Raw genomic sequence first — 15,722 nt, forward strand, 5'->3', positions numbered from 1 at the left:
CGGCTCAGCGGAGGGGCTCAAGTTCGCCTCCGAGCGGGATGTCACGGAAGGCGCCGTTGTCGACGATGACCGGCTCGACGGCGAACTTGCCGCCCCCCGTGGCCTTGCGCCACTGCGCCATGACCAGCGGCTCCGTGGACACGTTCTTCACCGGCCCGGACGTGAAGTCCAGCGGCCCGGCGATGGTGGTGAGCTTGGCCTTGCCGAGGGCTGCCGCCAATTCCTTTCGGTCCTTGGGGTCGGAGGTCGCCTTCAGCGCGTGGACGGCCACCTCGAAGAGAGCCATGTTGGACCCGATGACCTGGTTCCACTGCTTGCCCGTCGACTTCTCGTAGTCGTCGGCCAGTTGCCGGGCGGTCTGGTCGGTGAGGGTGGAGGTGTACGGGAACTCGGGCGACCACCAGAAGCCGGCGCTGAGGCCGTGTCCGAGCGAGCCGAGTGCCTCGATCTGGGAGGGGAGGAGACCGGTCTTGGCGATGCTCGCGATGCGCGGCCGGTAACCCTGCTGCCGGGCCTGCTTCCAGAACGTGGCGAAGTCGGGCGGCAGCGGGAAGGTGTTGAAGATCTCCGCGTCCGCCTTCTTGAACGCCGCGATCTGCGCCGAGAAGTCGTTCGTCCCGTCCTCGTACGCCCCCGGGTCGACGATCCTGAACCCGCTCTTCTTCAGCTGCGGCCCGAGCCCCTGCCGGATCGCCTTGCCGTCGGGGTCGTTGGGCCACATGACGCCGACCCGCCGGTTGGTCTCCACCCCGCCCTTCGTCCACAAGGAGGTGTACGCGGCATGGATCTCCGCGACGCCTATGAAGAAGTGGTAGGTGTACGTGAACGGCTTCTCGGGGGTGGCACCGCGGCCGAAGTACCAGGCCTCCCACGGCACGGCGGTCGACAGACACGGGACCTTGGCCGCCTCGCACGCGTCGGCGACGGGGTTGACCGTCTCCGGCGTGGAGGTGACGAGCATCAGATCGATCTTCTCGCTGTTGATCAGATCGCTCGCGACCTGCGCGGCGGTCTGCGGATTCGACTGACTGTCGCGGTCGACGATCTCGACGGAGTACGTCTTGCCGCCGATCTTCAGCCCGCTCTTGAAGGTGGCGCGCAGCTTCTTCATCAGATACGCGTTCGGCTCGCCGAAGCCCGCGGCCGGGCCCGTGCTGGGCGAGACGTAGCCGATCCGGAGCACCGCGTCGGTCTGCGCCGAGGACTCCTTGATGCCGCCGCAGGCGGTCAGCAGACCGCCTGCGGTGAACAGACCGGCGGCTCCGGCCGTCCCCCGAAGAACGGATCTTCGAGACAAATTGCCGTTCGCGGGTGTGCTCATGGGTGCGCTCATGAATGCCTCCGGGCACGTCGAGGGAGCGGAAGTGAGGATGGTGAAGCTGCTGGGGGGAGCCGGAATGGGCGGCTGAAGCCGCTGGGGAAGCCAGAGCCGGCAGCAGAAAGCGGTGGCGGGTTCCTTCGCGTCCCGGTAGGGCCGGGCAACGTGCCCGATATCAGGAACCCTGATGATGAGCATGATGATGCACACGGCGACGCCGGATGACAAGGGTGTGGCGGAGACGTATCGGGCGCACTCCTCGGGGGCCACCCGTCCGGCCCTCGGGGAGAGAAGTTGCCGTGAGGGTCTTGACGCGGCCCGCTCAGCGGGCGTACCTCTTTCTCAGGTTTCCTGACATTCGACCAGGGTGGACCGCGCTCGACGCACGCCTCGGCCCTTCAATCCCACATCCACCTGCCCGCCACCCGAAACGGTCCCGGACGAGGAGTCCTCGCGCGGGGTGCAGGGCCGGCGACCGGTCCGCTGCCACAACAGAAGCCAGTGAATGCTTTGGGGCGCCGGAGCGCCGGTGTGGGCGCTGTGGCCGCGGCACGGCTGATGCGGACACCCCGGGCCGAACCTAGACTGGCGAAGGCGTAGAAAGTCCCGACTTAGGGAGATGGGCACCATGTCCAAGCGAGGGAACAAGCGCCGCGGCCGTAAGAAGAAGAAGGCCAATCACGGCAAGCGTCCCAACGCCTGAGCCAACCGAGCAGACGGCCGAGGGGTCCCGCGTCTTCGCCGCCCGGCACGCGCTCCGGTGCCACGCTCAAAGACACCATGGTCCGTGCCGGGCAGTCCTCGGAGCAGGTGGCGCTGGCAGCTGCCAGGTTCAGAGGTCTACGCGTGACTCGTGGTCCCCGCGGCGGAGTACGACGTGGGCGGGCCGGAACGGCAGACTGCGCAAAGTCGGCCCTACGACGGCGAAGAGGGCATCGGCATCCGGTCCGTAGGCGTACAGCACTGCTTTCCCGGCGCCGAACTCATTGCCGTCGACTTCCCCGACCCCGGTCTCCGCAGCCGCTGTGGCCATCGCTCGCGCAGCCTCGTAGACGAGAGCGCGTTGTTCAGAGTCTCCGAAGCCCTCGCCGGCAAGCTGGAAGTGAGCGATGACGGCGTGCTCCTGGCCCTCTGGTTCGGGGGCAACGGGTGTCTCCATGCGGACACACTCTCATCAAAGTCCGACATGACGGCCACGTACGGTTCGGGGTCCAGCATCCCACCGCCACCTCCTGGGCCGGCGGGTGGCAAGCTGTGCCGATGAGCGACTGAGAGGCGGGGCCGTCCTGCCGGTGACTTGCTGGTTCCCCTGCATCTGGCACGGCTGTGGCACGCGACTCCTTCGTAGGTGCATACGCGGTCAGCGTCTTTCGCGCTCGTAGCGTTCCACCCGACGCGCCAACTTGGCGCGATACCTCTCAGGCGAGTGGAAAGCCTGAGAGCGGCGGATCATGTCCTCTGCCGTGAGGCCCTCTGCATAGGCCCGGAGCGCGGGTATCCGCAGGAGGACAGCGCGCTGAGATTCGGCTTCCTCGACGGTCCCCAGCGGGGTGCTGTCGTTGCGTTCATGATTGCAACCCCAGTGTGTGAGGCGCACATTGTCGCGCGTGTCAGTGCCGCCGGCCGCGATGGTGCGGATGTGGTCGATGCTCGGTGACCGAGGGTCTGGATGCTGATGGGCCAGGTCCACTGGACCTTGGCACAGACCACAAACCCAGCCGTCCCGTTCACCGATCTCTTCCACTGTGAAGCGCTCGATGCTCCCGTTGCTCCGCATGCGCTCACGGCGGCGACGATCCTGGGCGCGCTTGGCTTCGCTGCGCCTGGGTACGGGCAGGTCTGCGTTGCTCACCTGTGCCTCCTTTCTACGCGCTGACGGGCAAGGCGGCCGTGGAAGCAGTTGTGGCGATTCTGATCGAGGTTCAGGACGAGCATGCATCATGACCGTGTGACCAAAATGGATGACACCCAGTCTCTGACGCCTGCTGATGCGGACGCATTACTTGCGCTGGCTGATGGCCACCATGCCCGAACCGTACGCCCGTTGGGCAGCCCTGAGGTCGCCGGGCACGTGGTGAAGTCCTATGCGATCGAGGCGCCCGGGCGGACCGTGACGGACCAGGACTCACAGGCCGCGCTGCGGATCGCGGCCGATCACTTGTCGTCGGCTCATCTGCGGGGCTCCGTCGGGCTTTCCGTGCTGCTGATGCATGCCGGTGGCGACGGTGACTACGTTCTGGTGCACACGTGGATCGAGGGCTACATGTCGGACCTCGCTGTCTTCACCGGGCCGGCGGGGGACATCAGCCGACTGCGGCCCGGCCGGTCGGGCCTTGCTCCTTGCGTGTGGGAAGCGGCCGTACTGGCCTACGAACGGGACGCGTTCAGTCGGCACGTGCTGGACGGAGACGGCGCTTTCGAAGAGCGGCTGTCCGCATGGCGCGGCGACCTGCTGGAAGGCGAGGTTCGTTGACGGGCGCCGGGGTGCCGCGGGTGCGGCATGCGCGCCCCGCCGATCTGCCGCACATCGCTCTGCTGGCGGCCGAACACGCCGCGTACGAGAAGGCGGTGCCGCCGCCTGCCGACCTGCCCCAGCGGCTGGAGACACTGCTCTTCGGCCCGACCGCTCCGCGCCTGCGCTGCTTCGTCGCGGAGCTGGACGACGGCGAGATCATCGGATACGCCTCGTGCGCGCCCGAGTTGTCCACTTGGGACGGTGCGGAGTACCTCCACATGGACTGCCTGTTCCTACGGGACGGCCACCGGGGCCTGGGCGTCGGCCCGATGCTGGTGGATGCCGTGCTGGCCGAAGCACGTGCATGTGGACTCAGCCAGGTCCAGTGGCAGACCCCACCGTGGAACGAGGACGCGATCAGGTTCTATGACCGGCTGGGTGCCCAAGCGAAGGAGAAACGGCGCTACTTCCTGTCCGTCGACTGAGGTTCGGTTGTCGGCATCGAGCAACATCAGGAGGCCCTGGTGCCGCGCTGATCGAGGCCACCGACGCCGACGCACTGACTCTGTTCGCCGGCTGGCGCGCGCAGCCCTGCCCCTCCGACGACCCGGTCGGTGCGGCCATGCGGCGCATCCACTTCCCGTCCTGGCCCACCACATCGGCCCGCCCGCCGTCGCAGCAGACCGGGGGGCAGGCCGAGGGGCGATCCATACCGTTCTACTGCCGTATGGCCGTGTTCCTCTCGAGCTCGCTGCCGGTACCGGAGCCGATCCGCTGCCGGATCACCGCGATCACCACGACAACGGCCGCCACGAGCAGGGAGAGCAGTACCGTCTCCTGGCCGCTGTGCTCGGTGTCGGTGAGCATGTAGCCGAGGACGAAGACGATCAGCGCGATGGTGGCCCAGGTCAGGTAGGGGTAGAGCCACATCCGTACCACGAGCTTCTCGGGGGTCTCGCGCTGGATGATCTTCCGCATGCGCAGCTGGGAGAAGCAGATGACCAGCCAGACGAAGAGCGCTACCGCGCCGGAGGAGTTGACCAGGAAAAGGAAGACGGTGTCCGGGAAGGCGTAGTTGAAGAAGACAGCGACGAACCCGAAGACGACCGAGGCCAGCGTCGCGGCGAGCGGCACCCCGCGTGAGGTCGTCCTGGCGAAGGACTTCGGCGCGTCGCCGCGCCCGCCGAGGGAGAATGCCATCCGGGATGCGGTGTAGAGACCCGAGTTCAGACAGGACAGTACGGAGGTCAGGACGATGAAGTTCATGATCTGACCGGCGTGCGCGATGCCGAGGGAGTCGAGTGCGGCGACGTAGGAGCCCTTCTCTGTGAGGGAGGGATCGTTCCACGGAAGCAGTGAGACCACGACGAAGATCGAGCCGAGGTAGAAGACCGCGATCCGCCAGATCACGCTGTTGGTGGCCTTGGTGATCGCGCGCTGCGGGTTCGCGGTCTCGCCGGCGGCGAGGGTGACGATCTCGCTGCCCATGAACGAGAAGACGACCAGCAGCACACCGGTGAGGATCGCGCCGGCACCGTTGGGCAGGAAGCCGCCGTGGTCGGTCAGGTTGCCCAGTCCCGCCGTCTGGTTGTCCACGCCCGGCAGCACGCCGAACACGGCGAGCCCGCCGACGACGATGAACACAGCGATCGCCACGACCTTGATCCCGGCGAACCAGAACTCGAACTCACCGTAGGACCCGACCGATACCAGGTTGGTCGCGGTGAGCACCACCATCACGATCAGTGCCCATGCCCATTGGGGCACGGCAGGGATCCAGCCCTCCAGGATCACCGCGCCCGCGGTCGCCTCGACGGCCAGGACGACCACCCAGAAGAACCAGTACAGCCAGCCGATGGAGAAGCCGGCCCAGCGGCCCAGTGCCCGGTCGGCGTGGGCGGAGAAGGAGCCGGAGGTCGGGTTGGCGGCGGACATCTCGCCCAGCATCCGCATCACGAGGACGACCATCGCGCCGACGAGCGCGTAGGACAACAGGATGCCGGGACCCGCAGTGGCGATGCCCGAGCTGGAGCCGACGAAGAGGCCCGCGCCGATGACACCGCCGATGGCGATCATCGAGAGGTGACGGTTCTTGAGTCCTGCCTGGAGGCCGTCCGAGGGCGGAGTCTGTTCACGGGTGCCGGACGGCACTTGGGCGTCGTTAGTCGTGTTCATGAACATCCTTGATTAGAGGTTCAAAGATCCAGGGGTTCTGCTTCACCCGACCGTGACCTTGAGGATGGACGATGAGCGGGGTGTGACCTATGCGCGATGCCGGGAACAGACCGGCCGCTCCCAGCTGCATTACCGCTGGTCGGGGTGGGGTGCACACCCGCATGGTCTTGTGGACGCAGGCAAGCCACGGCTTCCGCACGGGTTGTGATTCTTTGAGAACTCCCGGTCCGGGACGTCTCATGTGGAGGCTAGAAGTGGCTTCGAAAGCGGTACATGCTCCATGCTGGACAGCGATCTCTACGTACTTGTCCAGAGCGGAACTTGTGCGCCTGGCGGATCTCGTGCGCCGGCCCTTCACGAGATCCGTCTACTGACTTGCGGCAGGCGTTTCGTGAGCACATTCGATTGCAGGCGGCCGAGCTGTTCGCAGCTGGGCATGACAGTGCCGCGGTCGCCAAAGACTTACGTGTCAGTGTGCGGTCGGCGCAGCGATGGCGCCGGGCCTGGGAGCAGGGTGGGGAGCGTGCGCTGGCATCCAAGGGTCCGGCCAGCCGTGCGCCACCGGCCCCGTGGCCGGCTTCCTGCCGAACATCCGGGCCATGCGCGACATGGTCGTCACCAAGGCGGACCTACTCGCTGAGCCGCAGGTACCCACGGTCTTGCTCGAGTTGAGCGCGCACGTCTCCGGGTACCGAGATCGTGGAAGCCAAATGGGCGCGTGGCGACAACACGCAGCATCTCTCCAGCGTGCCGTTTCCTGCCGAGGAGCTCGCGCTGTACGCGCGACAAGCATTCGCCCAGCTCAAGGAGGAGCAAAGCAGCCTTCTGGGCCGCCGCCGGAAGCAAGGCAGCGCGCAGCCGGACAACGGTGCCGAATCGGTCCGTTGGAGTCGCGTCGAACCTAGGCCGAGTGACATCCACTCCTGACATCAACGAGGGCGGAGGCGACCGGCCGTAGGGGCTGAACTCGTCTGCGCAGGCTGGGAGTTCGACGATCCACCTGTCGGCCTGGGCGGCGGAGTAGGCATCGAATGACGCGAGAAAGGCCAGCCGTTGGGGTTCGGTGAGGTGCTCGGTCCAGCACCGGTGCGCGAGCGCGCTGACCATGCCCAGGCCTCTGCCGTATACGGCGTCCTGCCCGGGGAGTTGGCCTTCGGGAGGGAACCTGCGCAGCCGTCGCCCGTGACCGGTAGCGCGACCACCTGCGGTGAGACCGCGAGGGTCAGACGGAAACTGCCCGATTCCTGGCCGCACGCACGTCGTGCGGGACACGCGGCGCGAGGCAATGAGTCACATGGATCGGCTGCTGCGGAGGCGCCGCGGTCGTCAGTGACCGCCGCGTTGATGTCAGCTTCAGGAGGTCGATCGACGGGGCAGCAATACAGCCCGATGCTGCACAGAGACAGTTGCTGAAGGCTGCCTGGGGCAGTACACCGCCCGCCTCTGACGCCGAGCACTTTTCCCGTCCTGCGCGGTCACAGCGTCCTGGCCTGCGGTGTGAGGGCGGCGCAACTGAAGTCCCCACGGGGTCTAACAGGTCGGAAACCGGCCGCTACGGCAGTCGGACTAACTTCGTGAGCATGAGGGTGTGGACGCCATTACGGCCGCTGCTCGGCAGGCTCGGCAGGCTCGGCAGGCTCGGCAGGCTCGGCGCAACCGGCAACGGCAGTTTCGGCAGGGGTGGTGCAGGGCGCCGCCATGGTGACCGAACGACTCCCGGCGACCGGCCGATGCCTGGCCGCCGTCCGATGCCTGGTTGGCGCAGCATCAGAGGCCGTGTGGCGGTGGTCATCACAGTCCCGATCTGCTTGCTGCTGGCGGTGGCCGGTCTGGCCGTGTACGGCCGCGCCGAGGCCCTCGGCGACGCGCGGACGACCCGTGCCGAGGTCGGCCTCAGCCTGCGGGTCCAGGCACTGGTACACCAGCTGCAGCGCGAACGCGGCCTGACGAACGGTCTGTTGGGCGGTGAGGAGAGCTTCCGCACACCGCTCGCCGCTACGCGCAAGCGCGTTGACACCGCGCTGCGCGGAATGCGCCCCGAACGAGCCGTCGAGGATGTCATCCAGCGGCACTTGCGGCGCCTCGCCGCCATCCGCGCCGCCGCTGACAGGGGAACCGCCGGCACAGACACCGCCGACCGGGCAGCCACTCTCACCTTCTACACCACTGCTGTCGACGCTCTCAACGCCGTCGACCCGGTGACGGAGAGCGCGACACGCGCCGACCGTCAACTGCGCGACGGGCTGGCGGCGTTGCGGGAACTGGCCGCGGCCAAGGAGTCCGTGGCTCTCGAACGCGGTCTCCTCAACGGCGTGTTCGCCGACGGCGCCTTCCACGGCCGCGAGTACCTCACCTTCACCGAGGTGCGCGCCACGCGCGTCGCCGCCCTCGTCCGCTTCCGCCAGGTCGCCACCGCGCCCCAGCGCGCCGCCCTGAAGAACGCCTTCGGCACCAAGGACGCCCAACGCGCCACCGCCTACGAGAATCAAGCGGAAGGCGCCGCCGACGGCTCCGCGCTGCGCGCCGACGCGGGCACGTGGTGGGACGCGATGACCGTACTCGTCGACGATCTGTACGCCGTCCAGCAGTCGGTTGGTGACGACGTACGGGACCGGGCCGACAGGCTCAGTCACGACGCGGAGCTGGGCCTCGCCGCCTACCTCGTCGCGGGAACGCTCATGGCCGCCCTCGTCGCGGGCCTCGCCGCCTTTGCCTCGCGTTCCCTCACGCGCCCGCTCGGCGCACTCGCCGAGGCCGCCCACGACGTGGCGCGGCACCGGCTGCCCGCAACCGTCGCCCGTATCCAGCAGTCCCCGCAGGACCATGGGGAGTTCCTCCCGCCGGCGGAGGCCCCGGACACCCCCGAGGCGCAGTCGCTGGGTGGCGCGGCGGAGATCGCCGAGGTCGCGGCGTCCCTGCACCAGGTGGAACGCACCGCCCTCCACCTGGCCGCCCAGCAGGCCGGTCTGCGCCGCAACACCACCGAATCGCTCGCCAATCTCGGCCGTCGCAACCAGAACCTCGTGCGTCGCCAGCTCAGCCTCATCACGCGCCTGGAACGCCAGGAACTCGACCCGGACGCCCTCGCCGAGCTCTTCGAGCTCGACCACCTCGCCACCCGCATGCGGCGCAACGCCGAAAGCCTGCTCGTCCTGGCCGGGCAGAATCCGCCGCGGCCCACGGCGGCACCCGCCGACGGCTTGGAGGTCGTCCAGTCCGCCGTCGCCGAGGTGGAGCAGTACCGGCGAGTCCTGATCGCGACCGTGGAGCCGGTGCGGGTGCGCGGGCACGCCGTCGCGGATGTCGCCCACCTGCTCGCCGAACTCATCGAGAACGGGCTGAACTTCTCGCCGCCGACCGAACCAGTCGAGGTACACGGCTGGCACGACACCGAGGACGACACGTACTGCTTCGCTGTCGTCGACCACGGCATCGGCATGTCCGAAGCCGACAAGGAACGTGCCGGCGCCCGCCTCTCCGACTCCGGCGAGGAAGCCCTTCTCACCGCGCCCACCCGCTTCCTCGGCCACCTCGTCGTCGGCCGACTCGCCCACCGCCTCGGTGAAGGCGCTCAGGTCCAGCTCTTCGACACCCCTGGCGGCGGCTTGTCCGCGCTCCTTGTCCTTCCCGGGCGCCTGCTCGTCCCCGCGCAGGACAGCTCCGCCACACCCCCACCCGCCAGGCCCGCTGTCTCCTCCCTGCTCAACGGTTTCCGAGCAGGGGTCGCCCGTGCCGAGGCCAGAAGCACACAAGGAGTGTCATCGTGACCACCGCCGTTCAGAGTTTCGGCTGGCTCATCTCGGAGTTCGTACGCACCACCGACGGCGTCGTCGACGCCGTCGCCGTCTCCTCCGACGGCCTCCTCATGGCCGCCTCGGACGGCCTCGGCCGAGATCGTGCCGACCACCTCGCCGCCGTCGTCTCCGGCATCACCAGCCTCGCCCAGAACGCGGCGACAACACACGGCTTCCACGGCATGAAGCTCGTCATGATCGAGATGCTCGGGGGTTTCCTGATGGTCGGTCGTATCCGCGACGGCAGCTGCCTTGGCGTCCTCGCCGCCGAGGGATGCGACGTCGGCCTGGTCGGCTACGAAATGGCTGTCCTCGCCGACCGCGCCGGCGATCTGCTCACCCCGCAGTTGATACGCGAACTCAACTCCACGCCCCTGGCCGCGGGATAGTCACGGCGCGCTCCGGCTACCTTCCGCGGGGCCTTCCGGGGGCATCGGGGCCCCAGCGGACCAGGCACCAGAAGCCGTCCTCACAACGGGCGAAGATCGTTTCCGCGTCCCCGCGGCGGCCGGCACGTTCGGTGACCGGGCGCATGCCGGTCAGGCCGTTCGGGAGGGCCGGCAATATTGCCAGGCAAGCCCAGAGGCCCTCCCGTGCGCCTGGCGGTCATCAGCACGGGCTGTTGGTCTTGTCAGGCTCCATCGGAGGACTCAGCACGGGCATCCCATACACCGGTAGCGGCGGTCTTGCGGACATACTCCGCGAAGTCATGGGCTGGTCGGCCGAGAATGCGCTCGACGGTGTCGGTCACGCCGGCCCTGCGGCCGTCGAAGACCTCGACCATCAGGCCGGCCAGTTGCGTCGCGTACTCGGTCGACACACCTCGTCCCGTCAGCGATGAGACGAACTGCTCGGGCGTGACCGGCAGATAACGAACCTCCCTGCGGGTCACCCTCGCTATCTCGCCGACGGCATCGGCGAAGGTGAGCAGTCGTGGTCCGGTCACTTTCGTGGATCTGGCCGGCGTGACCGTTCTCGGTCAGCGCCGCGACGGCGACATCCGCGATGTCCTCTGCGTCGGTGAACGGTTCCGCCACATCGCTGACCGGAAGTGCGACCACACCGGCCCGGATCCGTTCTACGAGGAACGCCTCGCTGAAGTTCTGCGTGATGAACCCCGCCCGCACGATGGTCCACTCCGCACCCGACTCCCGCACCGCCTGTTCGCACCGCTCGGCCTCGGCAGCACCGCGGTCGGCAAGCAAGACAAGGCACCGGATGCCGCAAGCCACCGCGAGGTCTGCGAAGGAACCCACGATCCCAGCCGCGCCAGGGAACGCCGCATCAGGATAGAAGGCCACATAAGCCGCGTCCGCGCCCCGCAGTGCAGGTTCCCACGTGGTGTCGTCCTGCCAGTCGAACGGCGGCTCAGCACGCCGTGAGCCAATCCGTACCGGCACATCACGCGCTACGAGCCCGGACACGACCCGGCGTCCAGTCTTGCCTGTTCCCGCGAGGACCAACGTTGTTGGCGTAGTCGGTGTCATGTTCCACAGTCCATCGGGCATGCCGGGCCATGGGCCATCGCCGAGGCTCGCAGGTCCATAATCGTGCGTCTTTACAACGGCTAACACAATGCGGCGAGCGGTCATCAGAGCCAATTTGTCCCGCACGTGATGGAGCTGTGCTTCTGGGACGTTGGCGCCCCGTGGTGCCTCCAAGCGGTTCGAAGCGACCCTCCAGTTACTTGGCCAACCAGTACCGCGGCAGTGACGCGGCGTGTGCATGCGTGCTCGTCAAGTGCGGCTAGAAGTAGGGAGGTTGTCTCAGCCAGCAGCGTGTAGTGTCCCGTTGCGTGCTGGCTGAACGACGACACCAACTCATCCTTCGGGCCCTGCGTGTCAGCGGCACCGCTTCTGTGGCCGCCCTCGCCGAGCAGCTTGACGCCAGCGCGGCGACCATCCGGCGCGACCTCCTCAAACTGGAGGCGGACGGGCTGATCACTCGTGTCCATGGTGGAGCGGTCATTGAGGACGCTCAACCGCCCTTCGACGAGGCTGCCGAGGTTCAGGTCGCGGAGAAGGACGCGATTGCCGCCCGGGCAGCCGCCATGATCGAGGACGGCCAGTCGGTCATTCTGGACAGCGGCACAACGGTCCACCGGCTCGCGCTTCAGCTCCGTGGTCGCCGACTTACCGTGATCACCAACAACCTTGCTGTATATGACGAACTCAACGATGACGAGAGCGTCGACCTCATGTTGCTCGGAGGCATGGTCATCCGCGAGTCACGCATGCTGGACGGCTTCATGGCCGAGGACAATCTCCGCCAAGTTCACGCCGACTGGCTCTTCATGGGTGCTTGCGGCCTGCGACCTGGAGGCCAGGTCATGGACACCACCGTGGCCGAGGTGCCCGCCCGGCGCGCCATGATCGCCGCCAGCGACAAGGTGGTGCTGCTGGCTGACAAGACCAAGTTCCCCGGAACCGGCATGGTGAAAATCTGCGTTCCCGAGGATCTGGACGTGATCATCACCAATGAATCCGAAGGCCACGCGACTTGTATGGCCCTGCGGGAGGCCGGTGTAAGGGTGGCTGGAACAGCTTCGGCCACAATCCACGGTTAACAGAGCAACTTGCATTGCCGGTGGGTGATGAGGCAGCAGGCAAGCTGGAGGAACGCTTCGTGGATGTCGGCTCGTCGTTCCCAGCGGATACGTAGACGTCGGAAGCCGTGCAGCCAGGCGAAAGTACGCTCGACCACCCAGCGGTAGGTGCCCAGTCCGGTGCCGTGTAGGGTGCCGCGGCGGGCGATCGCGGGCACGATGCCGCGGGCGCGGACCCGGTCGCGGTAGATGTCGTGGTCGTAGCCGCGGTCGGCGAACAGCGAGTCCGGCTTGCGGCGGGGCCGTCCGACCCGGCCGCGGACCGGCGGGATCGCGTCGAGCAGCGGCAGGAGTTGGGTGACGTCGTTGCGGTTACCGCCGGTCAGCAGGACCGCGAGCGGGGTGCCGTGTCCGTCGGTGATCAAGTGATGCTTGGAGCCGGCCCGGCCCCGGTCGACCGGCGACGGGCCCGTGTGCTGCCCCCTTTTAGCGCCGTGACGTGGGAAGAGTCGACCACACAGCGGGACCAGTCCAGACGTGCGGCCGCGTTCAGTTCGGCCAGCAGGACCTCGTGCAACCGCTGCCAGACGCCAGCCTCGTTCCAGTCTCGCAGCCTGCGCCAGCACGTCATGCCCGAGCCGAAGCCGAGGTCCTTGGGCAGGTACTCCCACTGGATTCCGGTGTGCAGCACGTACAAGATCCCGCACAGCACGTCCCGGTCCGGTAATGGCCTGCGACCCGGATACCGGAACCTGCGCTCGCGCTTCGGCAGCAGCGGTTCCAGGTGATCCCACAGCTCATCCGACACGATCCACGGCGACATCCCCATACCGGGCCGAACGCTCAACTCCTGCCCCGGACACTACAACCAGGACCGGTCCACCTCATTGTGTTAGCCGTTGTAAGCGCCTGATCGTTGCGTCACGTCTACCAATCGGCGGCCTGAAGTACTCGTATGGCGATGTCCTGAACCGGCCGGCTGTCCGTCGGGATACGAACGGTGCCCGCTGGAGCCTCCTCGTCCAGATGCCGTGCCATCCGCAGGCTCCGCTCGATATGAGCGTGTAGCTGGGATCCGATTTCCCGTTGGGCGAGCCGCTGTCGCACGGTGGCTTCAGCTGCCGTGAGCAGAATACGTGTGACTTTGATTTCGCCGCCGCACATGGCCCGGCTGACCATGGGCCCTTCCAGGACACTCACCGTGTTGGTATAGATCAGCCGGTGCTGACCAAGAGCCGCGTAGTTCGACCAGACCGCGGCGATGTTCCGTTCGGTGATCGTTGTGCGGTGAGGATCGTCGTCGGGTGCGGGATGGATTTGGTCCATGTAGTCCCCTTCGATCAGACAGTGCGCTGTCCCGTTCTCCTGCAATGCTGCGGACACCTCCCATGCGACAGTCGTCTTCCCGACGCCCGCACCACCGCCAATGAGCAACAGTTCGTAAGCAGTCATGGCTCGTCAGCCTGGCAGAACCCGGACTATCGCAGCATGTGGTTTTCATTGGGAGCCAGCCCAGTGCATCCGGCAGGTTCTTGCTGACCGCCTTTGCCGTTCACTACGGCCAGGCTGGTGGGCGCAGGAGCAGGACACTCAGCGTGCGAGGAGAACGCGTTTCCGCAGGAGAGCGAAGCCGGCGCGGCCGAACATTTGCCGCTTCAGCATCTTGATCCGGTTGACATGGCCTTCGACGACGCCGGAGTTCCAAGGTGTGGAGAGGCCGGCTGTGACCGCGTCCAGATCGCGTTCGAGGCCGCTGGCGAAGGTGTGCAGGCTGGGCAAGTCGTCCTACGAACCACCACGATCCACTCCGTGTGCTGCTCTCCTTTGCGCTGCGTGAGAATCCGGGCGAAGGCGCGGATGTGCCCGGCGAGGGCTTGCAGCTCGGGGCAGTTGGCGAGCGCAGCCTTCAGTCGCAGCCGGTCGTCATCCTGGAGGGCGTCGGGATGGGTGAGCATCCAGCCGGAGACCGACCTGACCGAGGGTTGGCCGGACGTCCGGGGAGCCGGGGTGTCGTCCGCAGGGGGCGCAGGTAGTCGTGGACGGCGCCGTAGCCGCCGCTCGCGTGGGCCACCATCACGCTGATGACCAGGCGGCTGACCAGGCCGGTCAAACAGCGGCCTACTGCCCAGCCCGGACCGGCCGCGGCAGCGCCCCGGCCGGTGCGGATCAGGACCGGCTCCGGCGGGATCCGGCTGGCACCCGCGAGCCTGCGCTGAACGGGAGGCGCCGCAGACCGAGGCCGCCGTCGGCCAGCTCGATGAGGCCCACTCCTTGGTGGACTGGACTGGACTGGACTGGACAGGCAGGGCCGTCCCGTGGCCCGGCAGCCCTCCGGAGGCGAATGCCCTGGGTCGACGGCGGAATCGTCATGCAGTCGCCGACCGGCTGTGTCACTGGAGGGAGTCAGCCGATTCCTGCCGCTGCTGGTACTGCTCGTTCCAGAGGTCGGCGAGCTCGCGAAGTGCGCCGTTGATGCGGCCGAGTTCCCAGAGCACGTAGATGCTGGCTCCGGCGAATGAGATCCACTCACCCCAATGGAAGTCCGGCACTCCCCCCGTGGTGGCGGACCATACTCGATCTGACTGCAAGATCGTCTGCCAGCGGGCGACCTCGGTGTTGGTCAGCTCGGGCGCAGCAGTAGCGGGCGCGTAACGCGCGGACTGGCGAAGCTTGGAGAGGACCCGCCAGTTCTTCAGGCAGGCGAAGGTGTGCTCGCACGCCGCCCGCCAGGAGACGATCACTTTCAGTCGGGGAACTACCACCCCCAGCGAATAGGCGCTATCCAGCGGGCGCATCGTCCGGCAACTGGAGTGTGGGCATGGGCATGGGCTGCGCATTACGGATTCGTTCCTCCGTCCAGTACTTCAGGAGTTCCTCCGCGCTGCCCTGATTCTCAGAGTTGTCAACCTCCAACGGCAAAAAGGACGGGTCCTCGGGAGTCTCTCCCGTGTCCGCAGAGCGCCAAGCCGCAAGGGCGATTACGGTGACAAACGCAACTGGAAGTGGCACCAACCACAGCAGTACACGAAGCTTCATTGCCTGCACCTTCGCGACGGAGAGTCGGCAGCTCGTCCAGAAAGTCGTCACCACGCTGCGCACCGCTGACGGCTCCCAGCGTGACAGCACCAACCTCAGTCGGCTGCCCTATCCAGAGTCAAGTCACCCTGCCCGGGTCAGAAACACGCACTCATTGACTTTCTATGTGCTACGAAAGCGGATTGGGCTATATACGGCGACACTCGTTGCCCATCCAATATTGGCGGGGCAACGAGTTGAACTCGGGCCGGGTTTACTCAGTAGATCGTGAACGAAGTGCCCGTCACGGTCACTCCGAGGGTGCCCCACGTGTTCGGCCCGAGGACCGGGCCACAGACCGGCCCTCCATAGTTCCAGCATGCCCTGGTCGTGTATCTCCCCGTGTGATAGTCACCTCGG

At 67.0% G+C, this 15,722-nt stretch carries 16 protein-coding genes and 3 pseudogenes; 10 read left to right on the forward strand and 9 right to left on the reverse strand.

Annotated elements, in window-relative coordinates; translation table 11 throughout:
- Positions 1-4: 4 nt before the first annotated feature.
- Entirely contained in the window at positions 5-1,321 is a 1,317-nt protein-coding gene (locus tag FGD71_RS31535) for an ABC transporter substrate-binding protein (protein ID WP_119103966.1), read from the reverse strand.
- Positions 1,322-1,946: 625 nt separating this feature from the next.
- On the opposite strand from FGD71_RS31535, the gene FGD71_RS50270 reads away from it, so the two are divergent.
- A complete protein-coding gene (locus tag FGD71_RS50270; protein WP_109542219.1) occupies positions 1,947-2,021 on the forward strand; it encodes a 50S ribosomal protein bL37 in 75 nt (24 codons plus the stop codon).
- Positions 2,022-2,150: 129 nt separating this feature from the next.
- Here FGD71_RS50270 and FGD71_RS31545 read toward each other — a convergent pair whose 3' ends face one another.
- Together FGD71_RS31545 and FGD71_RS31550 are read right to left on the reverse strand one after the other, a co-directional pair.
- Complete coding sequence (locus tag FGD71_RS31545) at positions 2,151-2,477, reverse strand: hypothetical protein (protein WP_162931279.1); 327 nt, start codon at positions 2,475-2,477, stop codon at positions 2,151-2,153.
- Between the two features lie 201 nt (positions 2,478-2,678).
- On the reverse strand, positions 2,679-3,170 hold the full coding sequence (locus tag FGD71_RS31550; RefSeq protein ID WP_240436862.1) for an HNH endonuclease: 492 nt from the start codon (positions 3,168-3,170) through the stop codon (positions 2,679-2,681).
- Between the two features lie 192 nt (positions 3,171-3,362).
- Between FGD71_RS31550 and FGD71_RS31555 the strand changes: the two genes are divergently transcribed.
- Together FGD71_RS31555 and FGD71_RS31560 are read left to right on the forward strand one after the other, a co-directional pair.
- Entirely contained in the window at positions 3,363-3,791 is a 429-nt protein-coding gene (locus FGD71_RS31555) for a hypothetical protein (RefSeq protein ID WP_244951228.1), read from the forward strand.
- The gene (locus tag FGD71_RS31560; RefSeq protein WP_119103969.1) at positions 3,755-4,258 is read left to right on the forward strand and encodes a GNAT family N-acetyltransferase; all 504 of its coding nucleotides are present in this window, start codon (positions 3,755-3,757) and stop codon (positions 4,256-4,258) included. The genes FGD71_RS31555 and FGD71_RS31560 overlap by 37 nt, the downstream gene beginning before the upstream one ends.
- A gap of 232 nt (positions 4,259-4,490) precedes the next feature.
- Here the strand turns inward: FGD71_RS31560 and FGD71_RS31565 are convergent, their stop codons facing one another.
- Positions 4,491-5,948 (reverse strand): amino acid permease, encoded by a 1,458-nt coding sequence (locus tag FGD71_RS31565; protein WP_119103970.1) that lies wholly within the window; start codon positions 5,946-5,948, stop codon positions 4,491-4,493.
- Positions 5,949-6,323: 375 nt separating this feature from the next.
- Between FGD71_RS31565 and FGD71_RS50275 the strand changes: the two are divergent.
- The 5 genes and pseudogenes from FGD71_RS50275 to FGD71_RS31585 form a co-directional block, all read left to right on the forward strand.
- A pseudogene (locus tag FGD71_RS50275) lies at positions 6,324-6,500 on the forward strand (helix-turn-helix domain-containing protein); the annotation flags it as partial.
- A gap of 147 nt (positions 6,501-6,647) precedes the next feature.
- The gene (locus FGD71_RS47605) at positions 6,648-6,875 is read left to right on the forward strand and encodes a hypothetical protein (RefSeq protein WP_162931281.1); all 228 of its coding nucleotides are present in this window, start codon (positions 6,648-6,650) and stop codon (positions 6,873-6,875) included.
- A gap of 325 nt (positions 6,876-7,200) precedes the next feature.
- Positions 7,201-7,281 (forward strand): annotated as a pseudogene (locus FGD71_RS50405) (integrase); the annotation flags it as partial.
- 451 nt (positions 7,282-7,732) lie between these two features.
- On the forward strand, positions 7,733-9,715 hold the full coding sequence (locus FGD71_RS31580) for a sensor histidine kinase (protein ID WP_240436863.1): 1,983 nt from the start codon (positions 7,733-7,735) through the stop codon (positions 9,713-9,715).
- Positions 9,712-10,131, forward strand: a complete 420-nt coding sequence (locus FGD71_RS31585; protein ID WP_119103974.1) for a roadblock/LC7 domain-containing protein — start codon at positions 9,712-9,714, stop codon at positions 10,129-10,131. Before FGD71_RS31580 ends, FGD71_RS31585 begins: the two co-directional genes overlap by 4 nt.
- 242 nt (positions 10,132-10,373) lie before the next feature.
- Here the strand turns inward: FGD71_RS31585 and FGD71_RS49955 are convergent, their stop codons facing one another.
- Positions 10,374-10,688 carry a Rossmann-fold NAD(P)-binding domain-containing protein gene (locus FGD71_RS49955; RefSeq protein WP_338120093.1) on the reverse strand — a complete coding sequence of 105 codons (315 nt, stop codon included), beginning with the start codon at positions 10,686-10,688 and terminating at the stop codon, positions 10,374-10,376.
- A 4-nt stretch (positions 10,689-10,692) separates the two neighbouring features.
- Between FGD71_RS49955 and FGD71_RS49960 the strand changes: the two genes are divergently transcribed.
- Together FGD71_RS49960 and FGD71_RS31595 are read left to right on the forward strand one after the other, a co-directional pair.
- Complete coding sequence (locus FGD71_RS49960) at positions 10,693-11,124, forward strand: hypothetical protein (protein WP_338120094.1); 432 nt, start codon at positions 10,693-10,695, stop codon at positions 11,122-11,124.
- Between the two features lie 413 nt (positions 11,125-11,537).
- The gene (locus tag FGD71_RS31595) at positions 11,538-12,308 is read left to right on the forward strand and encodes a DeoR/GlpR family DNA-binding transcription regulator (RefSeq protein ID WP_119104016.1); all 771 of its coding nucleotides are present in this window, start codon (positions 11,538-11,540) and stop codon (positions 12,306-12,308) included.
- Here FGD71_RS31595 and FGD71_RS31600 read toward each other — a convergent pair.
- The 4 genes and pseudogenes from FGD71_RS31600 to FGD71_RS31615 all read right to left on the reverse strand — a co-directional run bounded on the left by FGD71_RS31600 (position 12,305) and on the right by FGD71_RS31615 (position 15,082).
- A pseudogene (locus FGD71_RS31600) lies at positions 12,305-13,116 on the reverse strand (IS5 family transposase). The gene FGD71_RS31595 and the pseudogene FGD71_RS31600 overlap by 4 nt on opposite strands.
- A gap of 98 nt (positions 13,117-13,214) precedes the next feature.
- Positions 13,215-13,739 (reverse strand): P-loop NTPase family protein, encoded by a 525-nt coding sequence (locus FGD71_RS31605; protein ID WP_119103976.1) that lies wholly within the window; start codon positions 13,737-13,739, stop codon positions 13,215-13,217.
- A 138-nt stretch (positions 13,740-13,877) separates the two neighbouring features.
- Positions 13,878-14,066 (reverse strand): transposase, encoded by a 189-nt coding sequence (locus FGD71_RS31610; protein WP_119103977.1) that lies wholly within the window; start codon positions 14,064-14,066, stop codon positions 13,878-13,880.
- A 611-nt stretch (positions 14,067-14,677) separates the two neighbouring features.
- The gene (locus FGD71_RS31615; protein WP_140935992.1) at positions 14,678-15,082 is read right to left on the reverse strand and encodes a hypothetical protein; all 405 of its coding nucleotides are present in this window, start codon (positions 15,080-15,082) and stop codon (positions 14,678-14,680) included.
- Positions 15,083-15,722 lie beyond the last annotated feature (640 nt).

The organism is Streptomyces sporangiiformans (assembly GCF_005768555.2).
Taxonomy (GTDB): domain Bacteria; phylum Actinomycetota; class Actinomycetes; order Streptomycetales; family Streptomycetaceae; genus Streptomyces; species Streptomyces sporangiiformans.

Excerpts from the sequence above, each read along its gene's own strand:
- FGD71_RS31535 (WP_119103966.1), bottom strand. The coding sequence starts at position 1,321 with ATGAGCACACCCGCGAACGGCAATTTGTCTCGAAGATCCGTTCTTCGG.
- FGD71_RS31545 (WP_162931279.1), bottom strand. The coding sequence starts at position 2,477 with ATGGAGACACCCGTTGCCCCCGAACCAGAGGGCCAGGAGCACGCCGTC.
- FGD71_RS31560 (WP_119103969.1), top strand. The coding sequence starts at position 3,755 with ATGGCGCGGCGACCTGCTGGAAGGCGAGGTTCGTTGACGGGCGCCGGG.
- FGD71_RS31565 (WP_119103970.1), bottom strand. The coding sequence starts at position 5,948 with ATGAACACGACTAACGACGCCCAAGTGCCGTCCGGCACCCGTGAACAG.
- FGD71_RS31605 (WP_119103976.1), bottom strand. The coding sequence starts at position 13,739 with ATGACTGCTTACGAACTGTTGCTCATTGGCGGTGGTGCGGGCGTCGGG.
- FGD71_RS31615 (WP_140935992.1), bottom strand. The coding sequence starts at position 15,082 with ATGCGCCCGCTGGATAGCGCCTATTCGCTGGGGGTGGTAGTTCCCCGA.